Source organism: Chitinophagales bacterium, from assembly GCA_040877935.1.
Classification (GTDB): Bacteria; Bacteroidota; Bacteroidia; order Chitinophagales; family CAIOSU01; genus JBBDNB01.
On the sequence record JBBDNB010000001.1, the window covers coordinates 19,073 to 41,405 of the forward strand.

The 22,333-nt window shown below is 39.0% G+C and carries 18 protein-coding genes; 12 read left to right on the forward strand and 6 right to left on the reverse strand.

Features of this window, described 5'->3' with window-relative positions; translation table 11 throughout:
• Positions 1–99 precede the first annotated feature (99 nt).
• The 8 genes from WD048_00080 to WD048_00115 all read left to right on the forward strand — a co-directional run bounded on the left by WD048_00080 (position 100) and on the right by WD048_00115 (position 9,321).
• Positions 100–2,094, forward strand: a complete 1,995-nt coding sequence (locus WD048_00080) for a hypothetical protein (protein ID MEX0810576.1) — start codon at positions 100–102, stop codon at positions 2,092–2,094.
• 4 nt (positions 2,095–2,098) lie between these two features.
• Positions 2,099–2,917 carry a DUF2490 domain-containing protein gene (locus tag WD048_00085; protein ID MEX0810577.1) on the forward strand — a complete coding sequence of 273 codons (819 nt, stop codon included), beginning with the start codon at positions 2,099–2,101 and terminating at the stop codon, positions 2,915–2,917.
• A gap of 59 nt (positions 2,918–2,976) precedes the next feature.
• The gene (locus tag WD048_00090) at positions 2,977–3,870 is read left to right on the forward strand and encodes a hypothetical protein (GenBank protein MEX0810578.1); all 894 of its coding nucleotides are present in this window, start codon (positions 2,977–2,979) and stop codon (positions 3,868–3,870) included.
• Between the two features lie 222 nt (positions 3,871–4,092).
• Entirely contained in the window at positions 4,093–6,093 is a 2,001-nt protein-coding gene (locus tag WD048_00095) for a cation:proton antiporter (GenBank protein ID MEX0810579.1), read from the forward strand.
• A gap of 176 nt (positions 6,094–6,269) precedes the next feature.
• The gene (locus tag WD048_00100) at positions 6,270–6,632 is read left to right on the forward strand and encodes a diacylglycerol kinase family protein (protein ID MEX0810580.1); all 363 of its coding nucleotides are present in this window, start codon (positions 6,270–6,272) and stop codon (positions 6,630–6,632) included.
• A 20-nt stretch (positions 6,633–6,652) separates the two neighbouring features.
• On the forward strand, positions 6,653–7,381 hold the full coding sequence (locus WD048_00105; protein ID MEX0810581.1) for a hypothetical protein: 729 nt from the start codon (positions 6,653–6,655) through the stop codon (positions 7,379–7,381).
• Positions 7,382–7,405: 24 nt separating this feature from the next.
• Entirely contained in the window at positions 7,406–8,215 is an 810-nt protein-coding gene (locus tag WD048_00110) for an alpha/beta hydrolase (GenBank protein ID MEX0810582.1), read from the forward strand.
• Positions 8,212–9,321 (forward strand): glycosyltransferase, encoded by a 1,110-nt coding sequence (locus WD048_00115; GenBank protein ID MEX0810583.1) that lies wholly within the window; start codon positions 8,212–8,214, stop codon positions 9,319–9,321. The genes WD048_00110 and WD048_00115 overlap by 4 nt, the downstream gene beginning before the upstream one ends.
• Here WD048_00115 and WD048_00120 read toward each other — a convergent pair whose 3' ends face one another.
• Both WD048_00120 and WD048_00125 read right to left on the reverse strand, forming a co-directional pair.
• A complete protein-coding gene (locus WD048_00120) occupies positions 9,322–10,104 on the reverse strand; it encodes a DUF547 domain-containing protein (protein ID MEX0810584.1) in 783 nt (260 codons plus the stop codon). It lies immediately after the preceding gene.
• A gap of 10 nt (positions 10,105–10,114) precedes the next feature.
• Positions 10,115–10,996: a DUF1295 domain-containing protein gene (locus WD048_00125; protein ID MEX0810585.1), complete on the reverse strand. Its 882-nt coding sequence runs from the start codon at positions 10,994–10,996 to the stop codon at positions 10,115–10,117.
• 69 nt (positions 10,997–11,065) lie between these two features.
• Here WD048_00125 and WD048_00130 point away from each other — a divergent pair, with 69 nt between their 5' ends.
• Both WD048_00130 and WD048_00135 read left to right on the forward strand, forming a co-directional pair.
• Entirely contained in the window at positions 11,066–12,163 is a 1,098-nt protein-coding gene (locus tag WD048_00130) for a Nif3-like dinuclear metal center hexameric protein (protein MEX0810586.1), read from the forward strand.
• Positions 12,163–12,903 carry a C4-type zinc ribbon domain-containing protein gene (locus tag WD048_00135; GenBank protein ID MEX0810587.1) on the forward strand — a complete coding sequence of 247 codons (741 nt, stop codon included), beginning with the start codon at positions 12,163–12,165 and terminating at the stop codon, positions 12,901–12,903. Before WD048_00130 ends, WD048_00135 begins: the two co-directional genes overlap by 1 nt.
• Positions 12,904–12,959: 56 nt before the next feature.
• Here WD048_00135 and WD048_00140 read toward each other — a convergent pair whose 3' ends face one another.
• The 4 genes from WD048_00140 to WD048_00155 all read right to left on the reverse strand — a co-directional run bounded on the left by WD048_00140 (position 12,960) and on the right by WD048_00155 (position 17,480).
• Positions 12,960–13,700 (reverse strand): shikimate dehydrogenase, encoded by a 741-nt coding sequence (locus WD048_00140; GenBank protein ID MEX0810588.1) that lies wholly within the window; start codon positions 13,698–13,700, stop codon positions 12,960–12,962.
• Positions 13,701–13,747: 47 nt separating this feature from the next.
• Positions 13,748–14,902 carry an ATP-binding protein gene (locus tag WD048_00145; GenBank protein MEX0810589.1) on the reverse strand — a complete coding sequence of 385 codons (1,155 nt, stop codon included), beginning with the start codon at positions 14,900–14,902 and terminating at the stop codon, positions 13,748–13,750.
• Between the two features lie 104 nt (positions 14,903–15,006).
• Positions 15,007–15,975, reverse strand: coding sequence for a DUF368 domain-containing protein (locus WD048_00150; GenBank protein ID MEX0810590.1), 969 nt, complete (start codon positions 15,973–15,975; stop codon positions 15,007–15,009).
• A gap of 89 nt (positions 15,976–16,064) precedes the next feature.
• The gene (locus WD048_00155) at positions 16,065–17,480 is read right to left on the reverse strand and encodes a tetratricopeptide repeat protein (protein MEX0810591.1); all 1,416 of its coding nucleotides are present in this window, start codon (positions 17,478–17,480) and stop codon (positions 16,065–16,067) included.
• Between the two features lie 105 nt (positions 17,481–17,585).
• Here WD048_00155 and WD048_00160 point away from each other — a divergent pair, with 105 nt between their 5' ends.
• On the forward strand, positions 17,586–20,600 hold the full coding sequence (locus WD048_00160; GenBank protein ID MEX0810592.1) for a M1 family metallopeptidase: 3,015 nt from the start codon (positions 17,586–17,588) through the stop codon (positions 20,598–20,600).
• A 12-nt stretch (positions 20,601–20,612) separates the two neighbouring features.
• Positions 20,613–22,169 (forward strand): aldehyde dehydrogenase family protein, encoded by a 1,557-nt coding sequence (locus WD048_00165; protein MEX0810593.1) that lies wholly within the window; start codon positions 20,613–20,615, stop codon positions 22,167–22,169.
• Positions 22,170–22,333: the final 164 nt, after the last annotated feature.

Below are 22,333 nucleotides of genomic sequence, written 5' to 3' on the forward strand. Positions count from 1 at the left end.
TGAATTTGTAAAAGTTTTTTTGAAAAATTAAACACTTGCTTATTCTTTTCTTCCGATATAATTTTAACATTGGAATTACTTTAGCAAATAAATTTTCACTTGGTATTACTCAAAAACCATATCATTTTATTGAGCATTGCTTTTTTGGCACTATTCCAAATTCAAGATGCCAATGCGCAGAATACTGAACGCTTCCAAGGAAAGTACACGCTACAAAGTGGAATTGAAGGACAGGTGGATTTTCAATTTTTTATTGCAGACGATGATACCGTAAAGCAAGGTGATTTTCAATTTCAAAGCAATCCGCAATTGCAGGAAAATGACAGCCTAAGGGAAAGCAAGCGTATTTCTGGCCAATATAGCAAGGGAATGAAAAATGGCCAATGGACTTACAGCTCTAAACTTTTAAAGACAGATGCCCAATCAACTTTTGATGGATATAATGTGGTTTACAAAACCAATGGCAGGGAATATTTTGTAAGTGGGCAATTTAAAGATGGGAAAGCGGAGGGCAAATGGCAATTTCTGCTTCAGAAAATAATAGACTCCCAGCCAGCGGATACTTTGTTTTTTGCCCAAACGAATTTTAAGGCAGGAGCCATTTCTGGCAATTTCAATGCTTTTAATGACTCAATGCGCATTATCGGTCAAATAGACGACAAAGGCCTGGTGGACGGAACATGGGTATTTTCACACAGCAATGATTTAGCAGAACACAGGGTTTACGAGCATGGGGTTTTCACAAAGCATTATTTTATATTGGACAAAGACACCCTGCCCATGGAGCATGTGGGGCTAGATACTTCCTTGGGAAATTCCAATGAAAAATGGGAAGAACTTCAGGTGAGCGCCACGTATTTTCAAATTATATACCACACCAATTTTGGAGTAAAAAATTCAGACAGTAAAGTATTGGAATCTGAAAAAGCGCTGACTTATATAGAAAATGCCAATGGGTTTTTGAAAGATGCGCTGTTTGCATTTTCAGATCATGGGGATTTGAAAATATGGGAAATGCTTTCGGGTAGCGAAGCGCTTCAAAATGCAAGGCTAAAAATCAGGAAATTTCCATTTAGCGCAAAAGAAAAAAGCACGCTGAAAGACTTGGCACATCTACTAGAAAGCACCAGGGATATGCTTGATAGCTATTTTGAAGATGCACAAATAGATGTGAGTAAAAACTCCTATGAGGAAATAGCTTTTTATTTTGAAATCATGCGGATATACGCTGCGCAAATTGATAAAATCCATCCTTTTGTAAAGCAAATTTCACGACCCGAATTTGAGTACATCAATCGCGATGAAATTTTAAGCGAATTAGCTCCAGAAATAAAATACCCAGATGAAGTGAGCTATTTGTTCAAGAACAAGAGCAACTCAAAAAACCATGATTTTCCAGAGGACTTAAAAAAGGAAAACAACGCACCTAATGCCTTGGTCGGCCATTTAAAATTCATAAGAAAGGATCTGGTAGAAATTGATAAGGAAACAGCCAAGATTTTAGGCAAATACAAAAAGGAAAGTTTGCTTTCTGAAAAGGAACAATACTTGGTAGAAAAGAAAGACAGCCTTTTGGATTTGTATGGAAAAACAGAAACGGATGAAAGTTTCAATATTTATCACAAATTAATTGCTGGCAAAGTGAAAGCATATGTTCAAAAAGAATTTGAGACCTATGCCAGCTTAGAATTGGAACAGAAAATCGACACCATTTCAGATATTACCGATTGTTTTAGCCAAATGATATCAAGCTATTTCTCGATAGAGCAATTTCCCTCTAAACTAGAGGCCCTGGATGAAGCCTATACCCGTGTAGTATGGAATCCATACACATATACGGATATGGAAGAGCGGATGAAGGAAAGGCTGTACAAAGCTTTTGAGAATGATCTGTTTCCCTATTTTTTGGAAGAACTTTCAGCTTCGATCAATTGTGCGAAAATCAACGAAAAAATAGAGTTTTTTGATTTGTTGCATGACAGAATGCTGGAGCTGAGGGAGCAAGACACAAAAACCATAGAAAGACAGCTAAGAAGAACAGGTTCGATAGAAGAAATAATGCAGATTTTATCCATTAAAAACAGGAAGGATTAAAAGTATGCCCAAATATAAATTCACATATACGGCATTGCTTTTGATATTATTGGGCTTTTGCCAAGAAATAAATGCGCAAAGGCCTGATAGGTCGCAAACCCAAAAGGCCAGTACTGCACTTTGGCTGGGTTCTTATGCCAATTTTAGATTGTCTAAAAAACTCTTTTGGGCAGGTGAATTGCACTACAGAAGGCAAGAGCACAACAATATTCCTTTTTTGGGTAGGGATGGCCAAATTTACAATAGGCACGGTATAAAATATTTATTCAATTCAAACCTAAGTACTACAGTAGGTGGTGTGCTGCGCTTGAATTTTACACCAGAACCGGGAAATGAAAATCTAAGGACCTTAGTATTAGAACCGAGAATTTGGTATGAGTTTGTTTTTGCCATGCCTGCCATTAATCGTTTTAGGATTTATCACCGGATTAGGATAGAGCACCGCTGGAACAGGTCTAACAAGATTGGGGCGGATTTTACATTTAGAAATAGGTTTCGCTATAAGTTTTATATGAAAATCCCCATCAACAATCCTAAGTTGATACCAGGAACATTTTATTTCAGCCCAGATGTCGAGTTGATTATGCAGAGCGGAAAAACCGTTGTTGATAGTCCGCTTGAGGATTTACGCTTGTTCCCTCATGTTGGCTATATTGCCAGCCCAAAACTGGCCTATTCCCTTGGGATAATGTACACAACTGGTCAAACCCTTGATGCCGGCTATGAATATAGGGCAAGATGGATAATTAGAGCAAATGTCTATATTTCCTTGGATTTTAGAAAGTTCAAGGAAAAAATACCGGAGATCAATATTATGGACTAAGCTATTTCGATGCTATTTTAGCTTTCTAATTGCACAATACTTTTAATCACTAATAATATATGTCTCTCAATAATTACAGATTTTCCTCAGCAATAATTTTTATAGGCTTGTTGCTGCTATTGCTCGCCCTGTTTTTTTGGGCATTTTTTAATGGAAAGAAACACAAAAAAGAGTTGAAGGAATTGAAATCCGATGTCAGCGCCATTGAATCGGAGAAAGATATTCTGGCCAAAATAATTGCCATTGATGGGAAATTGATATTGGAAGAAAACTATGAGTCCGCCCAGAAAGAATACCAAGATTTGTTAGCAGATGTATCAAGCAATGAATTATCTCAAAAATTGGAAAGCAGAATAGAAAAATCCAAAAAGAATATTTCCATTGCCAAGGAAATGGATGCCAATTCCGAGAATACGATTCCACAATCGGTGCTGCGTGTAAAAAATGAGCGGATCAACTCCCTGGAAGCAGACTTGGAAAAACTCAAAAACCAATACAATAGCAAAACGGATTCTTTTAAATCTGCACTTTCAAGCGCAAAAGCATCACTCAAGCAAAAGGAAAAAGCACTGAACCGCAAGGAAAAAATTCAGGTTTTGACCTTTCAAAGCATCAAGGGAACTACCGTTAACTATTTGGGCGAGGTAAGCAATGGAAAAGCCAATGGTGGCGGTGTGGGAATATGGACCACGGGAAGCATCTATCGCGGAGATTGGGAAGACAATTTAAGGCATGGACAAGGTACCTTTGAATGGGCCGATGGTGAGAAATACGAAGGCGAGTACAAAAAGGGAAAACGGGATGGCGAAGGCACTTATCACTGGCCCAGCGGTGAGCGCTACGAAGGTGCTTGGGAAGACGACCGTAGAAATGGCTTTGGAAAACTCTTTGACAAAAACGGGAACATCCGCTACGAAGGCCAATGGAAAGACGATAAGCCGGTGGATAAATAGTGCTAATGCAGATAGCCCAAAACATGAAATTTGTAGATCGTACTCTACATATTTTATGGTAATTTGTAGAATACATTCTACTTTTTTAATAAAAATAGCATCTTCCGTTAAGCTTAAATGGCTTGTATATATACCCATATTATGGATTGGAGTCATGTTGTGAATGCACCTCAATAAAATACTCTGAACATTCAAAGCCCAAGTTTTGTATTTTAGCAAAATATGGAAATACCTATACTCAAAGAAATTGTAATTATACTGTCGCTGTCAGTATTGCTGATATTAATATTTCAGCGTCTTAAACTACCTTCTATTTTGGGGCTTTTATTGGCTGGAATGGTAGCCGGTCCATATGGTCTGAGCCTTGTAAAAGCATCACATGAAGTAGAAATGCTTTCTGAAATTGGCGTGATTTTCCTGCTTTTTGTTATTGGTATTGAGTTCTCGCTCAAAGGCCTTATGGCCATAAAAAAAACGGTGCTGCTCGGTGGCTTTGTGCAGGTATTTGGTACTATAGCAGCCGTATTTGGAATAGCTTCTGCATTGGGCCTTTCCTGGAACGAAGCTTTGTTCCTCGGCTTTTTGCTTTCGCTTAGTAGTACCGCCATTGTTTTGAAACTCCTGCAAAGCAAAGGAGAGCTCACTACACCAAATGGACGGATTGCAATTGGTATTCTGATCTTTCAGGATGTAATTGTAGTGCCTATGATGCTGGTGGCCCCAATGCTCACAGACCAATCGGGCAATGTTGCAATGGAGTTAATAATGATGGCTGTAAAAGTAATTGTGGTTATCGCAATTGTGGTTTTAATGGCGCGATATGTGGTTCCTAAAACCCTGGAAATGGTAGTAAAAACCCGCAGCCAGGAATTGTTTATTCTCACTATAATCGTACTTTGTTTTGCCACAGCCTGGCTCACTTCAGTTGCCGGATTGTCACTGGCACTTGGTGCATTTTTTGCCGGGCTGGTTATTTCCGAATCGGATTACAGCCATCAGGCCACAGCCAATATTTTGCCTTTCCGTGAAATATTTATCAGCTTCTTTTTTGTATCGATAGGCATGTTGCTGAATATTGGATTTTTTCTCGAAAACATCCACTGGATTGTCCTGCTAACATTGGCTGTAATACTACTTAAATCTATCATTGTAGGCCTGGCAGCCTTTGTTTTGCGCTACGATGCCAAGACCATTCTGATATCTGCATTTACCCTGTTTCAGGTCGGTGAATTTGCCTTTTTGCTTTCTACAACTGGTTTAAAATATAATTTGATTACCGATGACCTGTACCAATATTTTTTGGCCACTTCTATTTTGTCAATGGCCATAACGCCCTTTGTTTACAATAAATCATCCGAACTGGCAGCATGGTTTTTGCGCGCGCCTTTAACCTCAAAAATCGGCCAAAAATTAGGCAATAGTGATAAAATAAAAGCTTCTGAAGAATTTGAACCAGAAACATTAAAAGATCACTTGATTATTATCGGCTATGGTTTGAATGGAAAAAATCTATCTCGTGCTGCAAACAGTGCAAATATTCCCTATGTGATCATTGAGCTCAATCCTGAAACTACTCAGGAAATGAAAATAAAAGGGGAGCCTATCGTTTATGGGGATGCTCGCCAACATGCTATTTTACATCATGTTCATGCGCATGAAGCACGGGTTGCCGTAGTGGCTATTTCAGACCCGGAGGCCACAAAAGCAGTTGTGGGTCAATTGCGGCTTTTGAGCAAAAGTATTTATATCATTGTCCGAACGCGCTACATCAAGGAAATGGAAGAATTGACACGACTCGGTGCGAATGAAGTAATCCCCGAAGAATTTGAAACTTCCATAGAGATTTTCTCAAGAGTGCTGAAAAAATACCTGGTTACCGAGCATAAAGTCCGGGCTTTTGTAGATCACATCCGCTCACAGAACTACGACCTGCTGATCAATCAGGATCAAAGCAAGGCCACACCCGAAAGCCTGTTTTTTGATATTCCAAAAATTGATATTGCCAGTTTAAGGGTAGAGCAAGAGAACAACAAGATTGTAGGCAAATCCTTTATTGAATCAAATTTGCGCAGAAATTTTGGAATTACAGTTTTAGCCATTAAGCGGGGTAATGACTATATTCCGCAACCCGAACCGGATGAAAAAGTAAAACAGGATGATGTTTTATTTGTGTTTGGCAAAACAGAGGACATTCACAAATTTGACGAATATTTGAAAATATAGTGCGTTTGAAGCTTTAACCTGAGTTCGATAAGTATTTAAGAGCTCAAATTTTTAGCATTTGATTCGTACAACTTTTAAAAACCATGTATTTTGAGCAGGTATTTAAACCCGCTTTATGCATTTGAATAGCGATTGCATGATTTGACGAATGAAAATCATCACTTTATATTTAAACAGTGAATATCAGCAAATTAATAAAAAGTTTTGGCTATGCTTCAAAAGGCATTTATGCTGCGCTGAGTCAACAAAATATGCGGGGACATGTCTTGGCTGTAATTGTCGTTGTTGTAGTGGGTTGGCATTTTAGTATCAGTAAAACAGAATGGCTGATTATCGTTTTAATTTGTACATTGGTAATAAGCTTAGAAATGATCAATTCTGCATTGGAAACATTGGCAGATGCTTTTCACCCGGATCAAAACCCATTAGTGGGTAAGGCAAAGGATATAGCGGCAGGTGCAGTTTTACTGGCAGCAATTGCAGCTTTAATTATTGCTGGCATTATATTTGGAAATAGAATTCCTGAATTTTTTTATTAGCTAAAAATAAAAACCACCCCATGAAAACCTACTTTATTTTAATCTTGACAATCTTCTATTTTGCTTTTCCAAGCATAGCAGCAGAAACATTTGAAGGAAAACTAACCCTTAGCGGAAAAACTACCGGTAAAAATGCCGGTGAATATTCCTTTCCCCTTTTAATTCAGGGAGATAAACTGCTGTTTCAGGCCGATGAAAAAATGAAGGTCGTAATAAATTCGAAAAGCGGTGATATGCATATACTTACCGAGAATCAGGGCAATAAAATGGCTATAAAACTTAACCTTAAATACCTGGAAAGTGCAGGAGGTTTGAAAACTTTTATGGGCAGCTCTGCTCCTTTCGATATGTCAACTATTGAAAGAATGGATGATGAGCAGACTATGAAGAAAACAAGTGAAACAAAAAATATCAACGGACAACAATGCAGAAAGTATTTGGTAGATGATGAGGCATGGTCAGGCCATATTTGGGTTAGTGAAAATCCTCCCTATGATTTTTCTGGCTTGTACAGTGTTTTAGATATAAAAAGTGTAACAGGACTCCCATTGAGCGGAAGTCTGAAAAGCAAAAAAGACGACAGCACCCAGGATTTCGATATGAAATTTGAAAAAATGAGCCTTAATTCAGAGCAGTTTTCAATTGGCTCTAATGTGCAAATTATCGATGTATCCATGATGTTGCAAAACCAGGATCCAAAACAAGTAGAGGAAATGATCAAACAAATGTTGCCGCCCGAGGCGAAGTGATTCACACCCGTTTTTTTATTTCATATGTCAGAGCATTTCTTCCACCAAAATTTCAACAGCTGGCATTATTATAAATTCGGTTATGGCAGCAAGGGACTTTTGGCCTTTCACGGCTATGGCCAGACCGGCAAAATGTTTGAACCACTGCTGCCTGCCCTTGAATCGACTTATACCATTTACGCTTTTGATTTTATTGCACATGGAAAAACGGAATGGAACAGCAAAAGTGCCTGCACGGATGCCGATTGGGCAAAGATGGTCGATGATTTTGCAAAGGAGCAAGGGCTGGAGTCCATCAGTCTGATGGGCTTTAGCATGGGTGGAAAAATGGTCTTGCACGGCTTGACTAAAATCCAAACACCCATCGAACGAATTTTTCTTATTGCCATGGATGGCGTTAAACTCAATAAAATCAACCACCCCGCACTGAACAAGCCCCGCATAAAGAAAATTGTCCGGGCAATGCTATACAATGCCAAACCTTTGCTCAAAATTTTACCCCTTTTTAAAAAAATCGGACTGCTCAATACCCAACAGATTGAGTTTATGCATTATTATCTTGCCAGTGAAAGACGCAGAAAACGCTCTTTTATGACCTGGAAAAGCATGTTGTATTTTTGGCAGCCATTGGATGAAGTCATTGAATTCATCGAAAACCACAAGATCAAAACACATATTCTATTTGGGCGCAGGGATAAAATCTTGTCTCCAAAACTGGCCAAACAACTCAATAAGCTAATCCCTGGCTCCACTTTAAATTGGGCAGATGGCGGGCATTTTATAGTCGATGAATCGCTAAATCCGATAATTCAACATATTTTAGCTGAGCAATGATCTATTTGATGCTGGCATTTGCAATTGTTTATGCACTGTTGTGTGTGTTTATCTTCCTGGGCTGGAAAACCCTTGCCCCGGATTGGGTGCGCAAAAGTTTTGTTCCGCAAACTAAAGTCAGCATTGTTATTGCTTTCAGGAATGAAGCGGAAAATCTACCCGCGTTACTAAAGGATATCTCAGCTCAAAAATATCCAGAGAAATTATTCGAAATCATCCTGGTTGATGATCATTCGCAAGACAATGGCAGCGAACTGATCAAATCCGTGGAAACAAATAATATTCGTTTATTGTCACTCAATGATGATGAAAGCGGAAAAAAAGTAGCCTTGCAAAAAGGCATTCAGACTTCTGATGCCGAATTGATTGTCACTACTGATGCCGATTGCCGACTTCCTGAGCTTTGGCTGCGTACTATTATCAATAAATTTGAAAAAGACAATGCTAAATTAATTGCTGGCCCTGTAGTTTTTGAACGAAATCTAAAAGTATTTCAATTATTCCAAAGCCTTGATTTTATTGGTCTTCAAGTACTTACCGGAGGCAGCTTTGCATTGGGCAAACCGGTGATGTGCAATGGCGCCAATCTCGCATTTGAGCGCAAAGCCTATTTGGAACACAGCCTGCAAAAACAAAAAAACGGATTGGCCAGCGGTGATGATGTTTTTACTTTGTTTGCACTTCAAGAAAAATTTCCTGACAAAGTGTTCTTTCTGAAAAACGCCAATGCAATTGTCAGCACTGTATCTGCAAAAGATTTTTCAAGTTTTTGGCAACAAAGATTGCGCTGGGCCTCCAAATCGGCAAAGTTTGGCAAGTGGTGGATTACGGCAATTATGGCTTTAGTATTTTTTTTCAACCTAATCCTGCTGGGAACCTTGATTTGGGGAATATTTGATTATGCAGTCTTAAAGGTGTTTTTGTTGGGCTTCACCATCAAATTTCTATCTGATGCACTTATTCTCAACAGCGGTTGCAGCTTTTTCGGGCGCAAAACACTGATGCGCTTCTCCCCTATTTTCCAAATACCGCACATGCTTTACACGGTTTGTGTGGGCGCGGCTTCACAATTTTCCAAATATAGGTGGAAAGGCAGAAAGTATTGATTACTCATTCAACCCCCAATCATATTCCAGGTATTCAATTTCAGCATTCGCATTGATTTTCATTTTAGCATAACGGTTTAGAAAATCAATTAAAGTGCCTTTACTGGTGAAATCAGCCTTGTACCAGGAAAATATTTTCGACAGGGATACTTTGTTTTTGTTCAGCTTGTTTTTTCCGGAATTATTCAGAAAATAGCTTGCCTGCTTTTCGAGCTGTTCATCTAGCTTATCTGCTTTATAGGATTCATTCAGCAATTTAGGACAGGAAACAGCGGCACAATTCACAGCAAAATGTATGCGCGGTTCATCAAATTCCTTGCGCAGGATTTCATGCTCTATTTTATCCAGGTTAAAAGACTTCCCACCTATCTCAAAAAAATTCATAGTCCATGGACTGCTGATTTTGGGTATATTCAAAGCGGTAATGTCCTTGATACTTTGCAGCGGATAATGATCAATAATCAATTTTACGGTAAATGCATTATAGGCATTGATCCAAAAGGCAAGTTGCTCTTCACGTGTCCATTTTTCTGGATCAGGGGCATTGTTGCTAAGCAAGTCCAGATAGCGGTAAAAAAGTGCGGTATCTTTTTTAAAAGCAAGGTAATCTACTTCTCCCTCCTTACTTACATACTTTTCCAAAAGCGTATTCCACATGTCGTGGCTTATTGCTCTTTCGCTGTATGTTGTGGGTTGTGAGTTGCATGATATAAAAATCAAAAAGCTGAACAAGCATAATAGAGCTTTTCGGAAATTTGAGTAATCTACTTTGGATTTAAGCATGTGGGCAAAATTAGGGATTAATTAACTTCGGTTTCCACGGGAAAAGCGCATTCACTTTCTCCATATGCGCTCTGTAGGCAGGCCTGCGTTTTACCATGCGCTCGTCCATCATTGGAATACTGATGAATTTAAAGAGCAGTGTAATGGACAGTGGCCCGATAAAGCACCACCAATATTCCAAACCTGCTGCAAGGACAAAAACGTACAAGGCCCACCAAAAAAGGATTTCACCAAAATAATTGGGATGTCTGGAATATTGCCACAATCCCGATTTAAATACCTTTGATTTATCCGGTTTTGACTTTACATAATCGTGCAATTGCTGATCGCTGATGGTTTCAATGGCAATGGCTGAAAAGCCTACGAAAGTACCTATCCAATCGAATACATTGGTAGCATTTTCTCCAAAACACAGTGCTGGAAAAAGCGACAAGCAGCCCAGAAAAACCAAAATGGTAGGAAAAAAATGAATGCCTGAAAAACTCACCGGCCAATACCATTTTCCGTTTTTCTCCTGCAAATCATCATAGCGCCAATCCTGTTTGTGAATACCCGGCCAGCCGCGATAAAAATTATAGGTCAGTCGAGCACCCCACACAAAAACCAACAATGCCACTAACATTTGCCGCACCTGCGGAATGGATTCGGGCGCAATATGTATCAGCCAGGCCATTATAAAAATTGGCGCCACGCTCCAGTATGGATCGTAAAAACTGGAGTTTTTGAAGAAAAAAGAAAAGAGAAAAATCACAATGGTGCCAATGGCATCGGCTATAAAAATATTGAGATAAATATTTCCGGCATCAATATTTTCGATGCTCCACCATGCAGCTAATACAGCCAGCAAGTAAGCTATAAATGTCCACAAGAGTCCTTTGCCAAAATTTCCCATCTTTTATTTTTATGCAAAATTGCTGAATTCATTACATTCGTTAGAATAATTTTAAAATCAGATCTGCATATGAAACTCAAAGATATCATCAAAACTTTAGAAACATTTGCTCCGCCTACATACCAGGAAAGCTATGACAATGCAGGGCTGATTACCGGGAATAAAGATTGGGAATTTAAAGGTGCAGTTTTATGCCTGGATGCTATAGAGACCGTCATTGATGAAGCCATTGCTAAAAAATGCAATTTGGTCATCGCCCATCACCCTATTGTTTTTGTGGGGCTTAAAAAACTTACCGGATCCAATTATATTGAACGAGTAATCATAAAGGCCATCAAAAATGATATTGCCATTTATGCCATACATACCAATCTGGACAATGTCGCCAGTGGAGTAAACGCCATGATTTGCAATAAACTCGGATTGAAAAACACAAGGATATTGTCGCCAATGAAAAATCCACTGAAAAAATTAATCACCTTTTGCCCGGAAGAAGCAGTGGAAGAAGTACGGCAGGCACTATCAGAAGCAGGAGCGGGTGTTATAGGCCATTATAGTGAATGCAGTTATAATGTAAAGGGGTTTGGCACTTTCAAAGGAGATGAAACGACCAATCCCACAATTGGCACGAAAAACCAACTGGAAAAAGTGGATGAGATCAAATTGGAAATGATTTTCCCCGCAGCAGTTAAGTCCAAGGTGATAAATGCTTTAATAAATACACATCCATACGAGGAAGTGGCCTATGATATTATTGTGCTGGAAAACAGCGATGCTTCTCTCGGAGCCGGAATGATAGGTGATCTGCCTGAAGCCATCCCGGTAGAATTATTCTTAAAACAATTAAAAAAGAAAATGAACTGCAAAGTTATTCGTCACACAGAACCTGTAAAGGCATCTGTTAAGAAAATTGCCCTGTGTGGCGGTGCGGGTTCTTTTCTTCTGAATCATGCTGTTGGAAAAAATGCCGATGTTTTTATCACAGGAGATTTCAAATACCACCAGTTTTTTGATGCTGACGGGAAAATCCTGATTGCCGACATCGGACACTATGAAAGTGAGCAATTTACCCCGCAATTACTCATTGAGATATTAGGTGAAAAATTTAGTAACTTTGCACTTCATTTAAGCGAAGTAAATACTAACCCAATAAAATATTATTACTAATGGTTGCTGTAAAAGAAGCTTCTGTAGAAGAAAAACTTAAGGCTCTGCACGAGTTGCAGACAATAGATTGCCAGATTGATGAGATCAATACACTGAGGGGAGAGTTGCCCATTGAGGTCAATGATCTTGAAGATGAAATTGCTGGATTGGAAACGCGATATTCAAAAATAGAAAGCGAAATCGCCAGCCTTGAAGAAGAAATTGCAGTGCGAAAAAATGCAATTAAGGATTCTGAAAAACTAATTGCCCGCTACAAAGAGCATCAGGACAATGTGAAAAACAGTCGTGAATTTGATGCTTTGAGCAAAGAAGTAGAAATGCAGACCCTGGAAATGCAATTGAGCGAAAAAAAGATCAGGGAAGCACAAAGTGCTATTGATTCTAAATCGGAATTTAAAGAAGAATCCCTTGCCCGTTTGGAGGATAAGAAAAAAGATTTAGAAGTCAAGAAAAAAGAGCTGGAGAAAATCACCAAAGAGACTGAAAAAGAAGAGAAATCGCTGCAGAAAAAATCTGATAAGGCAAAAAAAGCAATTGAAGATCGTCTGTCAACCGCTTACGCTCGCATCCGTGATAATTACAAAAACGGAATGGCTGTAGTGAAAGTAGAACGCGATTCTTGTGGCGGCTGTTTCAGTAAAATACCTCCTCAGAAACAAATGGAAATTCGCCAGCGCAAAAAGATTATTGTTTGCGAAAACTGTGGCCGAATTTTGGTTGATGATGCCATTGATGAATAAGCAATAACACAAACTCAACAATTATAAAAGGAAATGTCTCTGTGGCATTTCCTTTTTTATTTATTCCAAATACTCCAGGCTGCCAGTGCCTGCAGTTCAAGCATCTCCAGTCCGTTTTTTATTTGTGCACCTTGTGCTTGACCTTTTTTTAAAAAAAGTGTTTCTGCCGGATTGTAAATCAAATCATAAAGCAAATGTTCTGTTCCAATAGCCTCGTAAGGTATTTTGGGTGCTTCATCCACATTTGGTAACATTCCCAATGGCGTAGAATTGATGATTAATTTGTGTTCTAAAATCGATTCCTTTGTCAAATCCCCATAGAAAATGGCATTCTTTGAAGCCTTTCGTGAAACAAATTGATAGTCAATTTTCAATTTTCCCAAAACATAGGCTACTGCCCTGGCAGCACCTCCCGTTCCCAATACCAATGCTTTTTGGTGTTTATCATCCAGTAAAGGTTTGATTGATTTTTCAAAACCAATAACATCTGTATTGTGTCCGATCAATTGACCGAATTTAAACTGAATTGTATTGACTGCCCCTATTTCCTTCGCAGCAGAACTGACATGGTTTAAATAGGGAATAATCGCCTCTTTATAGGGAATGGTAACATTTAGGCCTTTTAGCCCAGGATTGTTTGAAATCAGTTTTTCAAATTCTGCTATGGTTTCCAATTCAAAATTCAGATATCTGGCAGCTCTATTTTCACCTTTAAATTTTTTCAAAAAAAAAGATTGTGAAAAAGAATGGGAAAGCTTTTTGCCGATTAGGCCATAGGTATCTTTTTGCTTGGTCATAATTTTTGCTGTATCCCTTTAAACATTTTGCAAATTTTGCAGCCTGGCTAAATATTGTAGGGCAATTTCATTTTCATAAAAAATCTTTTAAACCACAGCGCAAAAGCAGGATCGTCCAACTCTATTTCTCCCGTAAATGTATCAATTACCTGTTTGTCCTCTAATGCCTTTTTGGCTTTGTTTACATTTGCGGAGGTTCCTAAGTTGTAGTTTTTAATAGTGTCTTTAGAATACAAATGCTTTTCATTTTTACAAATGGCCTTCAAAAGCTGAATCTGAACGGCAGACAAATCCTCTACAATTCTCTGGTACAGTATGGCATTGTGGTACAGCATGTTTTCCAATCCTTTTTCAAATTCCCTGTCATCTACCTCCTTTGCAGTAATCACCCAAATATTATGGGAAAGCTGCTGTACGTAATAGGGATGGTTTTCCATTAACCTGGCAATTTCCATAGCCTTTTCTTTGCCAATCTTCTTTCCTGTTTTCTTAAATGCAGAAACAATAAATTTCAACCAATGCTTTTCCTCTATTTTTTCCAAAAACATCAATTCACCAAACCTATAAAACGGCATGGATTGTTTATTGAAAAATTCTGACATCAAATTCCTCTTGCTGCCATAAAGGCAAAAGCTGGTTTTTTCAAATTGTTGCCAGTTTGCCCTAAGTTTTTTTTGAAAATTTTTGTGATCATCAAACTCGCTTATGTTTTGAAATTCATCAATGCATACAAGGATTTTGATCTTTTTTTGTACTGCTATTTTTTCGGGCAGACTTAAAATATCATCTGGGTTTATTTTTTCGCTCCAATCAAATCCTATACTGAAATCGTCCATTTGGTTTGGGCTAAAGGATATTTTCGGGGAAATTTTACCCAGAAAATCCTTAACCGTACGCATCCAACCTTCTATATTGTTTTCAGTGGATTTTATTACCTCAGAGGCAAATTTTCCATAAAACTCCTCTCTGCTACTTATACCAAAAAGGTCAATATACACTACCTTAAAATTTTTGTCTTCTTTTTTTAGTTTTTCCCCCGCCTTAGCCACCAAAGAACTTTTGCCCCACCTTCTGGGAGATATAAGCGTAACGCTAATACTGCTTCTAAAACTCAGCAAAAGGCGTTCAATTTCCTCTTCACGGTTTACAAAAGCAAATCTGCGGGCGATATTGCCAAACTTAAAAGGTGAGTTTTCTTCCACGCCTCTAATATAGCAATTAAAAACAACTTACCAAAGAGTAACTTACTAAAGAGTAACTTACTAAGAAGTAACTTGATAATGCTTTTGGTAATTAAGCAAGAAGTTTATTTATCTTCTATCTTCTTAGCCACTCCTTCAATCAAAAACACAATGCCAAAGCCAAATACCATCAGTACAATAGCAGGAAGCAATTGCGAAGGTGTATTGTACATTTGCTCATAGGCAGCGGGTAAGATATTCTGCTCCAAAAAAGGCACTTCCTCTCCTTTACTATTGACTCTGAATTCTAATGTTTCTTTCCATGGCCATACTTTATTTAGGGAACCGATCATAAAACCGGTGAGTATGGCCAAAGTCAAATTTTTATGTGCAGCAAAGAGCCAGCTAAGCAATCGGGCAAAGCTCATTAGACCAATTACACAGCCCAGGATAAAAATCAAAATGAGAGTCATTCCTGAAACGATCAAATCCCAGTCACTGGCTTTAATCGCGCTCAATGTATCGCTAACAGTGCCCAGCACAATAGGGTAAGAACCCAATAACAGTAATATAAAGCTGCCGGAAATTCCGGGCAAAATCATGGCGCAAATGGCAATAAAGCCCGAAAGAAAAATAAACCAAAGTGCCTCGGGCCCCTGAGTAGGCGTGGCCAGCGTAATATAGAAGGCAACTAATGCAGCTACAAGCAAAGCAAACACATTCCTAATGTTCCACTTTGGAATATCCTTTCCAATATAAATGGCAGAAGCAATGATCAGCCCAAAGAAAAAGGACCAGATCAATACAGGATGCTCATTGAGCAAATACGTAATGCCTTTGGCAAGTGAAATCACACTGAAAATAATACCGGTAAAAAGTGCCAGTAAAAATGTACCGTTGATCTTTTCCCAAAAAGCCTTTGGGCCGGATTTAAAAAGCAATTTAAGGGCTTCTAGATCCACTGATTTAATGGAGCGCAAAAGCTCCTCGTAAATACCGGTAATGAAAGCAATGGTTCCTCCTGATACTCCTGGAACAACATCAGCAGCACCCATGGCCATGCCCCTGAAAAACAATCCAACAATTTTTTTCATTGGGCAAAAATAAGAAAGAAAACAAGGGATTACAGGAAAGTTTCCTTTTGCGCTTTCCTAGGCGGAACACTTAATTTAATAAAAGGAAATTAAAGCTCAACATCATATTCATCAAGCAAATCAATAATTTTCACATCATCAAGCAGTGGTGGATAAAGTGCTATTGCCATCGAAATGGTCATTTTGTTGCTTTCCAGCAAATCTTCTATAAGCGCAAAAGCTGCCAGTTTTTTTCCATTGATATAAAGGGCAACAAATTTGGCTACATTCAGCTCTTCGGGTGTATCAGGAAAACGACTTTCACCATCTTCAATAATAGCGAGCGCATCGCTGAAATCTCCGGCAGCAATCTTTGACATGGCCCATTTAACCCAGATTTCTTCTGAAACCTGTTCCTCAGCAATCAGTGCTTTTTCAAAATATTTGTCTGCCTGCTCAAAAGCTTCGGCCTCTTTATATGCCTCGGCCAAATCAGTAAGGTAAATAGCACTATTAGGGAGCAGTTCACAGGATTTCTCAAACAGCGGAATAGCAATCTGAGGACGTCCTTCTAAAAGATAAGTGTGTGCCAGTTTATTATAGGCAGAATCGAAATAAGGATCAATATTAGATGCTTTGCGATAATAAAAACGCGCTTTCTGATAATCTTCTTTTATTTCAAAACACTCTCCAAGCTTAATATACAGTTCTTTATAGGGTTTAGAGCGTTTAAGCGCTTCTGAGTAGTATTCTATAGCTTTATTATAATTGCCCGTAAGCATCAGAACATCTGCGCAATCTTTATAGGCGTATTCATAATTTTCATTAATCGCCATTACAAATTCAAAAGCATCTATGGCCTCTTCATGCACTCCAATGCCCACATATGCATGGGCTAGATTGAACCAGCCCAGGTAACTGTAAGGATTTTCATCTATAAAAGCTTTGTGAAAAGTGATACTTTCATTAAAACATTCTGAAAGCTCTACACAAAACCAAAGGCGGTTGAGTGCTTCATCATTTTCAGGATCATGATGCAGCGTTGCGGTCAATGCTTCAAAAACTTTATCGTATTTTTCCCATTCCTCGTAAATATCTGCCAGCTCAAGATACAAATCGGGCAATTCTTCTCTCTCATCTATAACTTCAATGGCATCGAGAATGGTATCAACTGCTTTTTGAAAATGCCCGAGCCAAACCTGGATATCTGACTGTAGCAAATAGATTTGAATATCATGCGAATCGAGCACCAGTGCTTTGTCTAAAAGATCAAGTGCTTGGTCAAACTGCTTCAGATCGAAAAATATCTGAGCCTTTTTAACCATAAAAACAGAAGAAAATGGATGCTGATTGATTGCATCATCCGCAGCATTGAGGGCTTTCTCTAATTCATTGTTGTCCTCGTAAAAATCTATGATTTGCTCCAATGAATCCTCGTCAAATAGTCCAGAAGCATTATTTTCGTAATTTTTCACCAGTCTGGTGAGCGCTTTATAATGCTTTTCATCAAAATTTCTTTCAAACATAGGCTTGCTTAAATCTGATTTCAAAAGTAATTTAAGAAAAGAACAAAATCAATTTTAATTTTAGGGAAATTAGTTAATAACACTTTGTAGTGGAAAACAGTAAAAATGTTGTTTAAAAAGGCTTTCCCGGTAATTTTTCTCTTCTTCTTAACTGTTGTTGCTATCGCTAAACCTGCTTTCTGGCAACAGCATATTGTGTATGATATTGATGTGCGCTTAAATGATAACAATAGTACATTGAGTGGTTTTGTTCAAATGGAATACCACAACAATTCACCCGATACGCTTCACGAGCTATTAATCCATCTTTGGCCCAACGCCTACAAAGATCGTTATACTCCTTTTGCAAAGCAACAGATCAAATTGCAGCAAACGGATTTTCACTATGCAGATGAATCTGAAAGAGGGTATATCAATCAATTGAATTTTATTGTGGATAACAAAGCTGCTGAATGGCATATTGATAGCAGCAATATGGAATTGGCTATTGTGCAGCTTCAGCAGGAATTGCTTCCCGGTGAAAAAGTAATAGTCGGAACACCATTTAAGGTGAAAATCCCCGCTCCTTTTTCAAGAATGGGCCATAAGAATCAGCAATATCAAATTACCCAATGGTATCCAAAACCTGCAGTTTATGATGAAGAAGGCTGGCATCCAATGTCCTATCTCGATCAGGGAGAATTTTTTTCTGAATTTGCCGATTACAATGTCCGTATTACACTTCCGGCCAATTATGTGGTAGCAGCCTCCGGCCAATTGACTACTGAAAGTGAGAGAGACTGGCTGGAAAAAAGAGGCCAATGGTCGTCCAACCTTTCAAATACTGATGAGTGGCATCGCGAAGTGCCCAAATCAGACAGCACTAATAAAACATTAAACTACGAATTGAAAAATGCCCATGATTTTGCCTGGTTTGCCGATAAAAGGTATTTGACAGCACAACGAAAAATTAAATTAAAAGGACGTGAGGATTCTGTATTGATTCAAAGCTTTTATTTGCCCGAAGAACGCAAACTTTGGCATAAAGCCCTGGATTTTTGTGAACAGGGTTTGCATTTTTACAATGATAAAGTTGGCACTTATGCATATCCTGAATTTAGTGCAGTAAGTGGGGCACTTGGTGCGGGCAGTGGAATGGAATATCCCGGAATCACAGTCATTGGTGAAGTGGGCAGTTTAAATGCACTGGAAACGGTGTTGGTGCATGAAATTGGGCACAATTGGTTTTACGGAATGTTGGCGAATAATGAAAGGGCAGCTCCCTGGTTGGACGAGAGCATCAACAGCTATTATGAAAAACGCTATATCCTGGAACAGCATCCCGACTGGAAGCTGGTAAATGAATTTCCCAAATTGGCTGATTTTTTTGGACTGAGAGATTTTGAGCACAATTATCAAAACAATTTGTTTTATCTTTTTTCAGCAAGGCGCAATGAAAGTCAGCCCGTAGGATTGCATTCAGAGGAATTCAGCAGCTTAAATTACGGGGCAATGCTCTATGCCAAAGGTGCAATGGCTTTTGACTACCTCAGTCAGTATTTGGGACAAGATCGCTTTGATAAAATCATGCAAGCTTACTTCCAAGAGTACCGGTTTAGACATCATCATCCGGATGATTTCAGAAATTTCTTTGAAAATGCCACCGGAAAAGACCTGTCCTGGTTTTTTGAAGAGTTGATCGAAAAAGACCAACGCATTGATTACTCAATAGAAAAAGTACGAGGAAATAATAAGTTGTATGAGCTTAAAATAAAGAACAAAACAAATTTTTCCGGCCCTTTTCCCATAGAGCAATACCATAAAGATTCCTTATTGTCTGAAACTTGGATAGCAGGATTTGAAGGCAAAGCCGGGGTTTTGGTCAAAAAACAAAAAGCTACCCATTTGTATATAGACCGCAAACGAAGGCTGCCCGAATTCAATACACAAAACAACAATTACCGCATGGCAGGTTCTGCCAACAGGTTAGAGAAAATCCGCTTTCAATTCCTGGGCAGTATTGATCATCCCGAAAAATCCGAATTGTATTTCTTTCCCGTGTTTGCCTGGAACAATTACGACAAAAGCTTGTTGGGGGTGGCTCTTTACAACCACACATTGCTGAACAAAAAGTTGCAGTTTGAACTGTTGCCCATGTATTCTACAGCCACTTATAATTTTAGTGGAACCGGAAATATCAATTACAATTGGTGGCCACAATCCGGTAAGGTAAAAGAGTGGAAACTGGGCATGTCTGCTTCGCGATTTTCTTATCTTTTATTTCCGGAAATTCAGCGTTTTCACAAAGCCAATCCTTATTTAAAAATTGCCTTTAAAAAAGCAGATGTGCTTTCACCAATAGCAGTAAGCTTAAACCTGAGAAGTGTAAACATCTGGCAGGATTACCTCATTCCAAAGACCAGGAATTATCATTTTTATGTAAATGAAGCGGCACTGAACATCAACAACAGCAATCCACTGCTGCCCTGGAATTTTGAAACTTCATTCCGGCAGGGAGAAACTTTCGGAACTGCCCAGGCTACATTTAATTTTGATATTCCCTATCGCAAAGGCAAAGAAGCTGTGAAGGTGCGTCTTTTTGCGGGAGGATTTCTCTGGAACAACAGGGCACCTGGCACTATCAGCCCGGCTGTCCCTCGCTTGCAGCTAAGTGGCTCAACAGGCAGTGGAAGTGCAGCGCTTATTCCTGTACAGGGCGATTATCTTTTTGACCACAATTTTCTCGACCGAAATGGCTTTGATCCGGTTTTTGGGCAACAAATTGTCACCAAAGATGGAGGTTTTAAATCCAGAACAATTGTGGGTGATACAGACAGGTTTTTAAGCTCTGTATTGGTCGAAAGTACTTTTCCCGGTAAAATTCCGCTTAAACCTTATGTAGGCTTTTCTGCTTTTATCGACAGAAAGGATGAATTTGATATTGCAGCAGAATTTGGGATTAGCCTTGTTATACTTCCAGAAATTTTTGAAATTCACTTTCCTATTGTTACAACTAATAATATCAAAGAAAATCAGGAAAGCGGTTCTTTGGGTTTGGAAAAATACTATCAAAAAATTACGTTTACTTTGAACATTAATAAGGCCAACCCTTTTCAGCAAATAAAAAATATTTCATTTTAAAAAAGAAAAATCATGAACAGCAATACAATACTTGAAAAAACAGACTTGGGTTTTATCAAATCACTTGGGATCAATCAAATCAATCATGGTGCTGGCACAGGGCGTACATGGCTTGAAAATGACCACAAAAAAATCGAAAGCTTTTCCCCTGTTGATGGGAAGGAAATTGCAGCTGTATATCTTGCTACTGCTGACAATTACGAGCAAATTGTACATACCGCAGAGGCGGCTTTTAAAAGCTGGCGTATGGTTCCTGCGCCACAGCGCGGACAGGTGGTGCGCCAAATTGGCGAAGCTCTCAGAAAATACAAAGAACCACTCGGTAAACTTGTTTCCTGGGAAATGGGAAAATCGCTGCAGGAAGGCCTGGGCGAAGTACAGGAGATGATCGATATCTGTGATTTTGCAGTTGGGCTGTCAAGGCAATTGCACGGATTCACAATGCATTCTGAACGCCCGCAACACCGCATGTACGAACAATATCATCCCCTGGGGATTGTGGGTATTATTTCAGCTTTTAATTTTCCCGTAGCAGTTTGGTCATGGAATGCGATGATTGCCTGGGTTTGTGGCGATGTTTGTATTTGGAAGCCTTCTGAAAAAGCCCCGCTTTGTGCCATTGCCTGTCAAAATATTGTTGCAGAGGTTTTTACCCAAAATGATGTGCCGGAAGGAGTAAGCAACTTAATAATAGGAGAACAAGAGGCCGGAAAATGGTTATCGAACGATGAGCGTATTCCGCTTGTATCTGCAACCGGGTCTATTGGAATGGGTAAAAAGGTAGGCACTGCTGTAGCAAAACGACTGGGTAGATCTTTGCTGGAATTAGGAGGCAACAATGCCGTTATTATTACTCCCGATGCCGATTTGAAAACGGTGATTCCGGCAGTGGTTTTTGGCGCTGTTGGCACTTGCGGACAACGTTGTACCAGCACGCGCAGACTGATTGTACACGAAAGTATTTTTGATTTGCTTAAAGAGAAAATCAGCAATGCTTATGAACAAATAAAAATCGGTAATCCACTGGATGAAAAAAACCATGTTGGTCCGCTGATTGATAAGGATGCAGTAAAAAATTATCTAAATGCCCTGGCAGCAATTAAAGAACAGGGAGGGGAATTACTTGTAGAAGGTGGTGTTTTGGAAGGTGAAGGCTACGAAAGTGAATGCTACGTAAAACCTGCTTTGGCAGCAGTAAAAAATGAAATGGCTATTGTTCAGGAAGAGACCTTTGCGCCCATTTTATACCTGATACCCTATAAAACGCTTAGTGAAGCCATTCAGCTTCAGAATGGGGTAAAACAAGGGCTCTCATCAGCAATAATGACCGGTAAATTAAAAGATGCCGAACAATTCCTTTCTCATGCCGGCTCAGATTGTGGCATTGCGAATGTGAATATCGGAACAAGCGGAGCTGAAATTGGCGGGGCATTTGGCGGAGAAAAAGAAACAGGCGGAGGCCGTGAATCAGGTTCAGATGCTTGGAAAGTGTATATGAGAAGGCAAACCAATACCATTAATTATGGCGATGATTTGCCATTGGCTCAGGGAATTAAATTCGAATTGTGATAAAGTGCTTGTTGTGAAGTAAAGCTGCTGTTTTTTCAATTATATTTGAATGGCTAAAAACCAAAATTCATGAAACGAGCATCACAAAAAAATTTGACACACATGAGAACGATCAAATTTTTTTGTTTTGTGAGTTCCATGTGACCTTATAAAATCAATTTAAA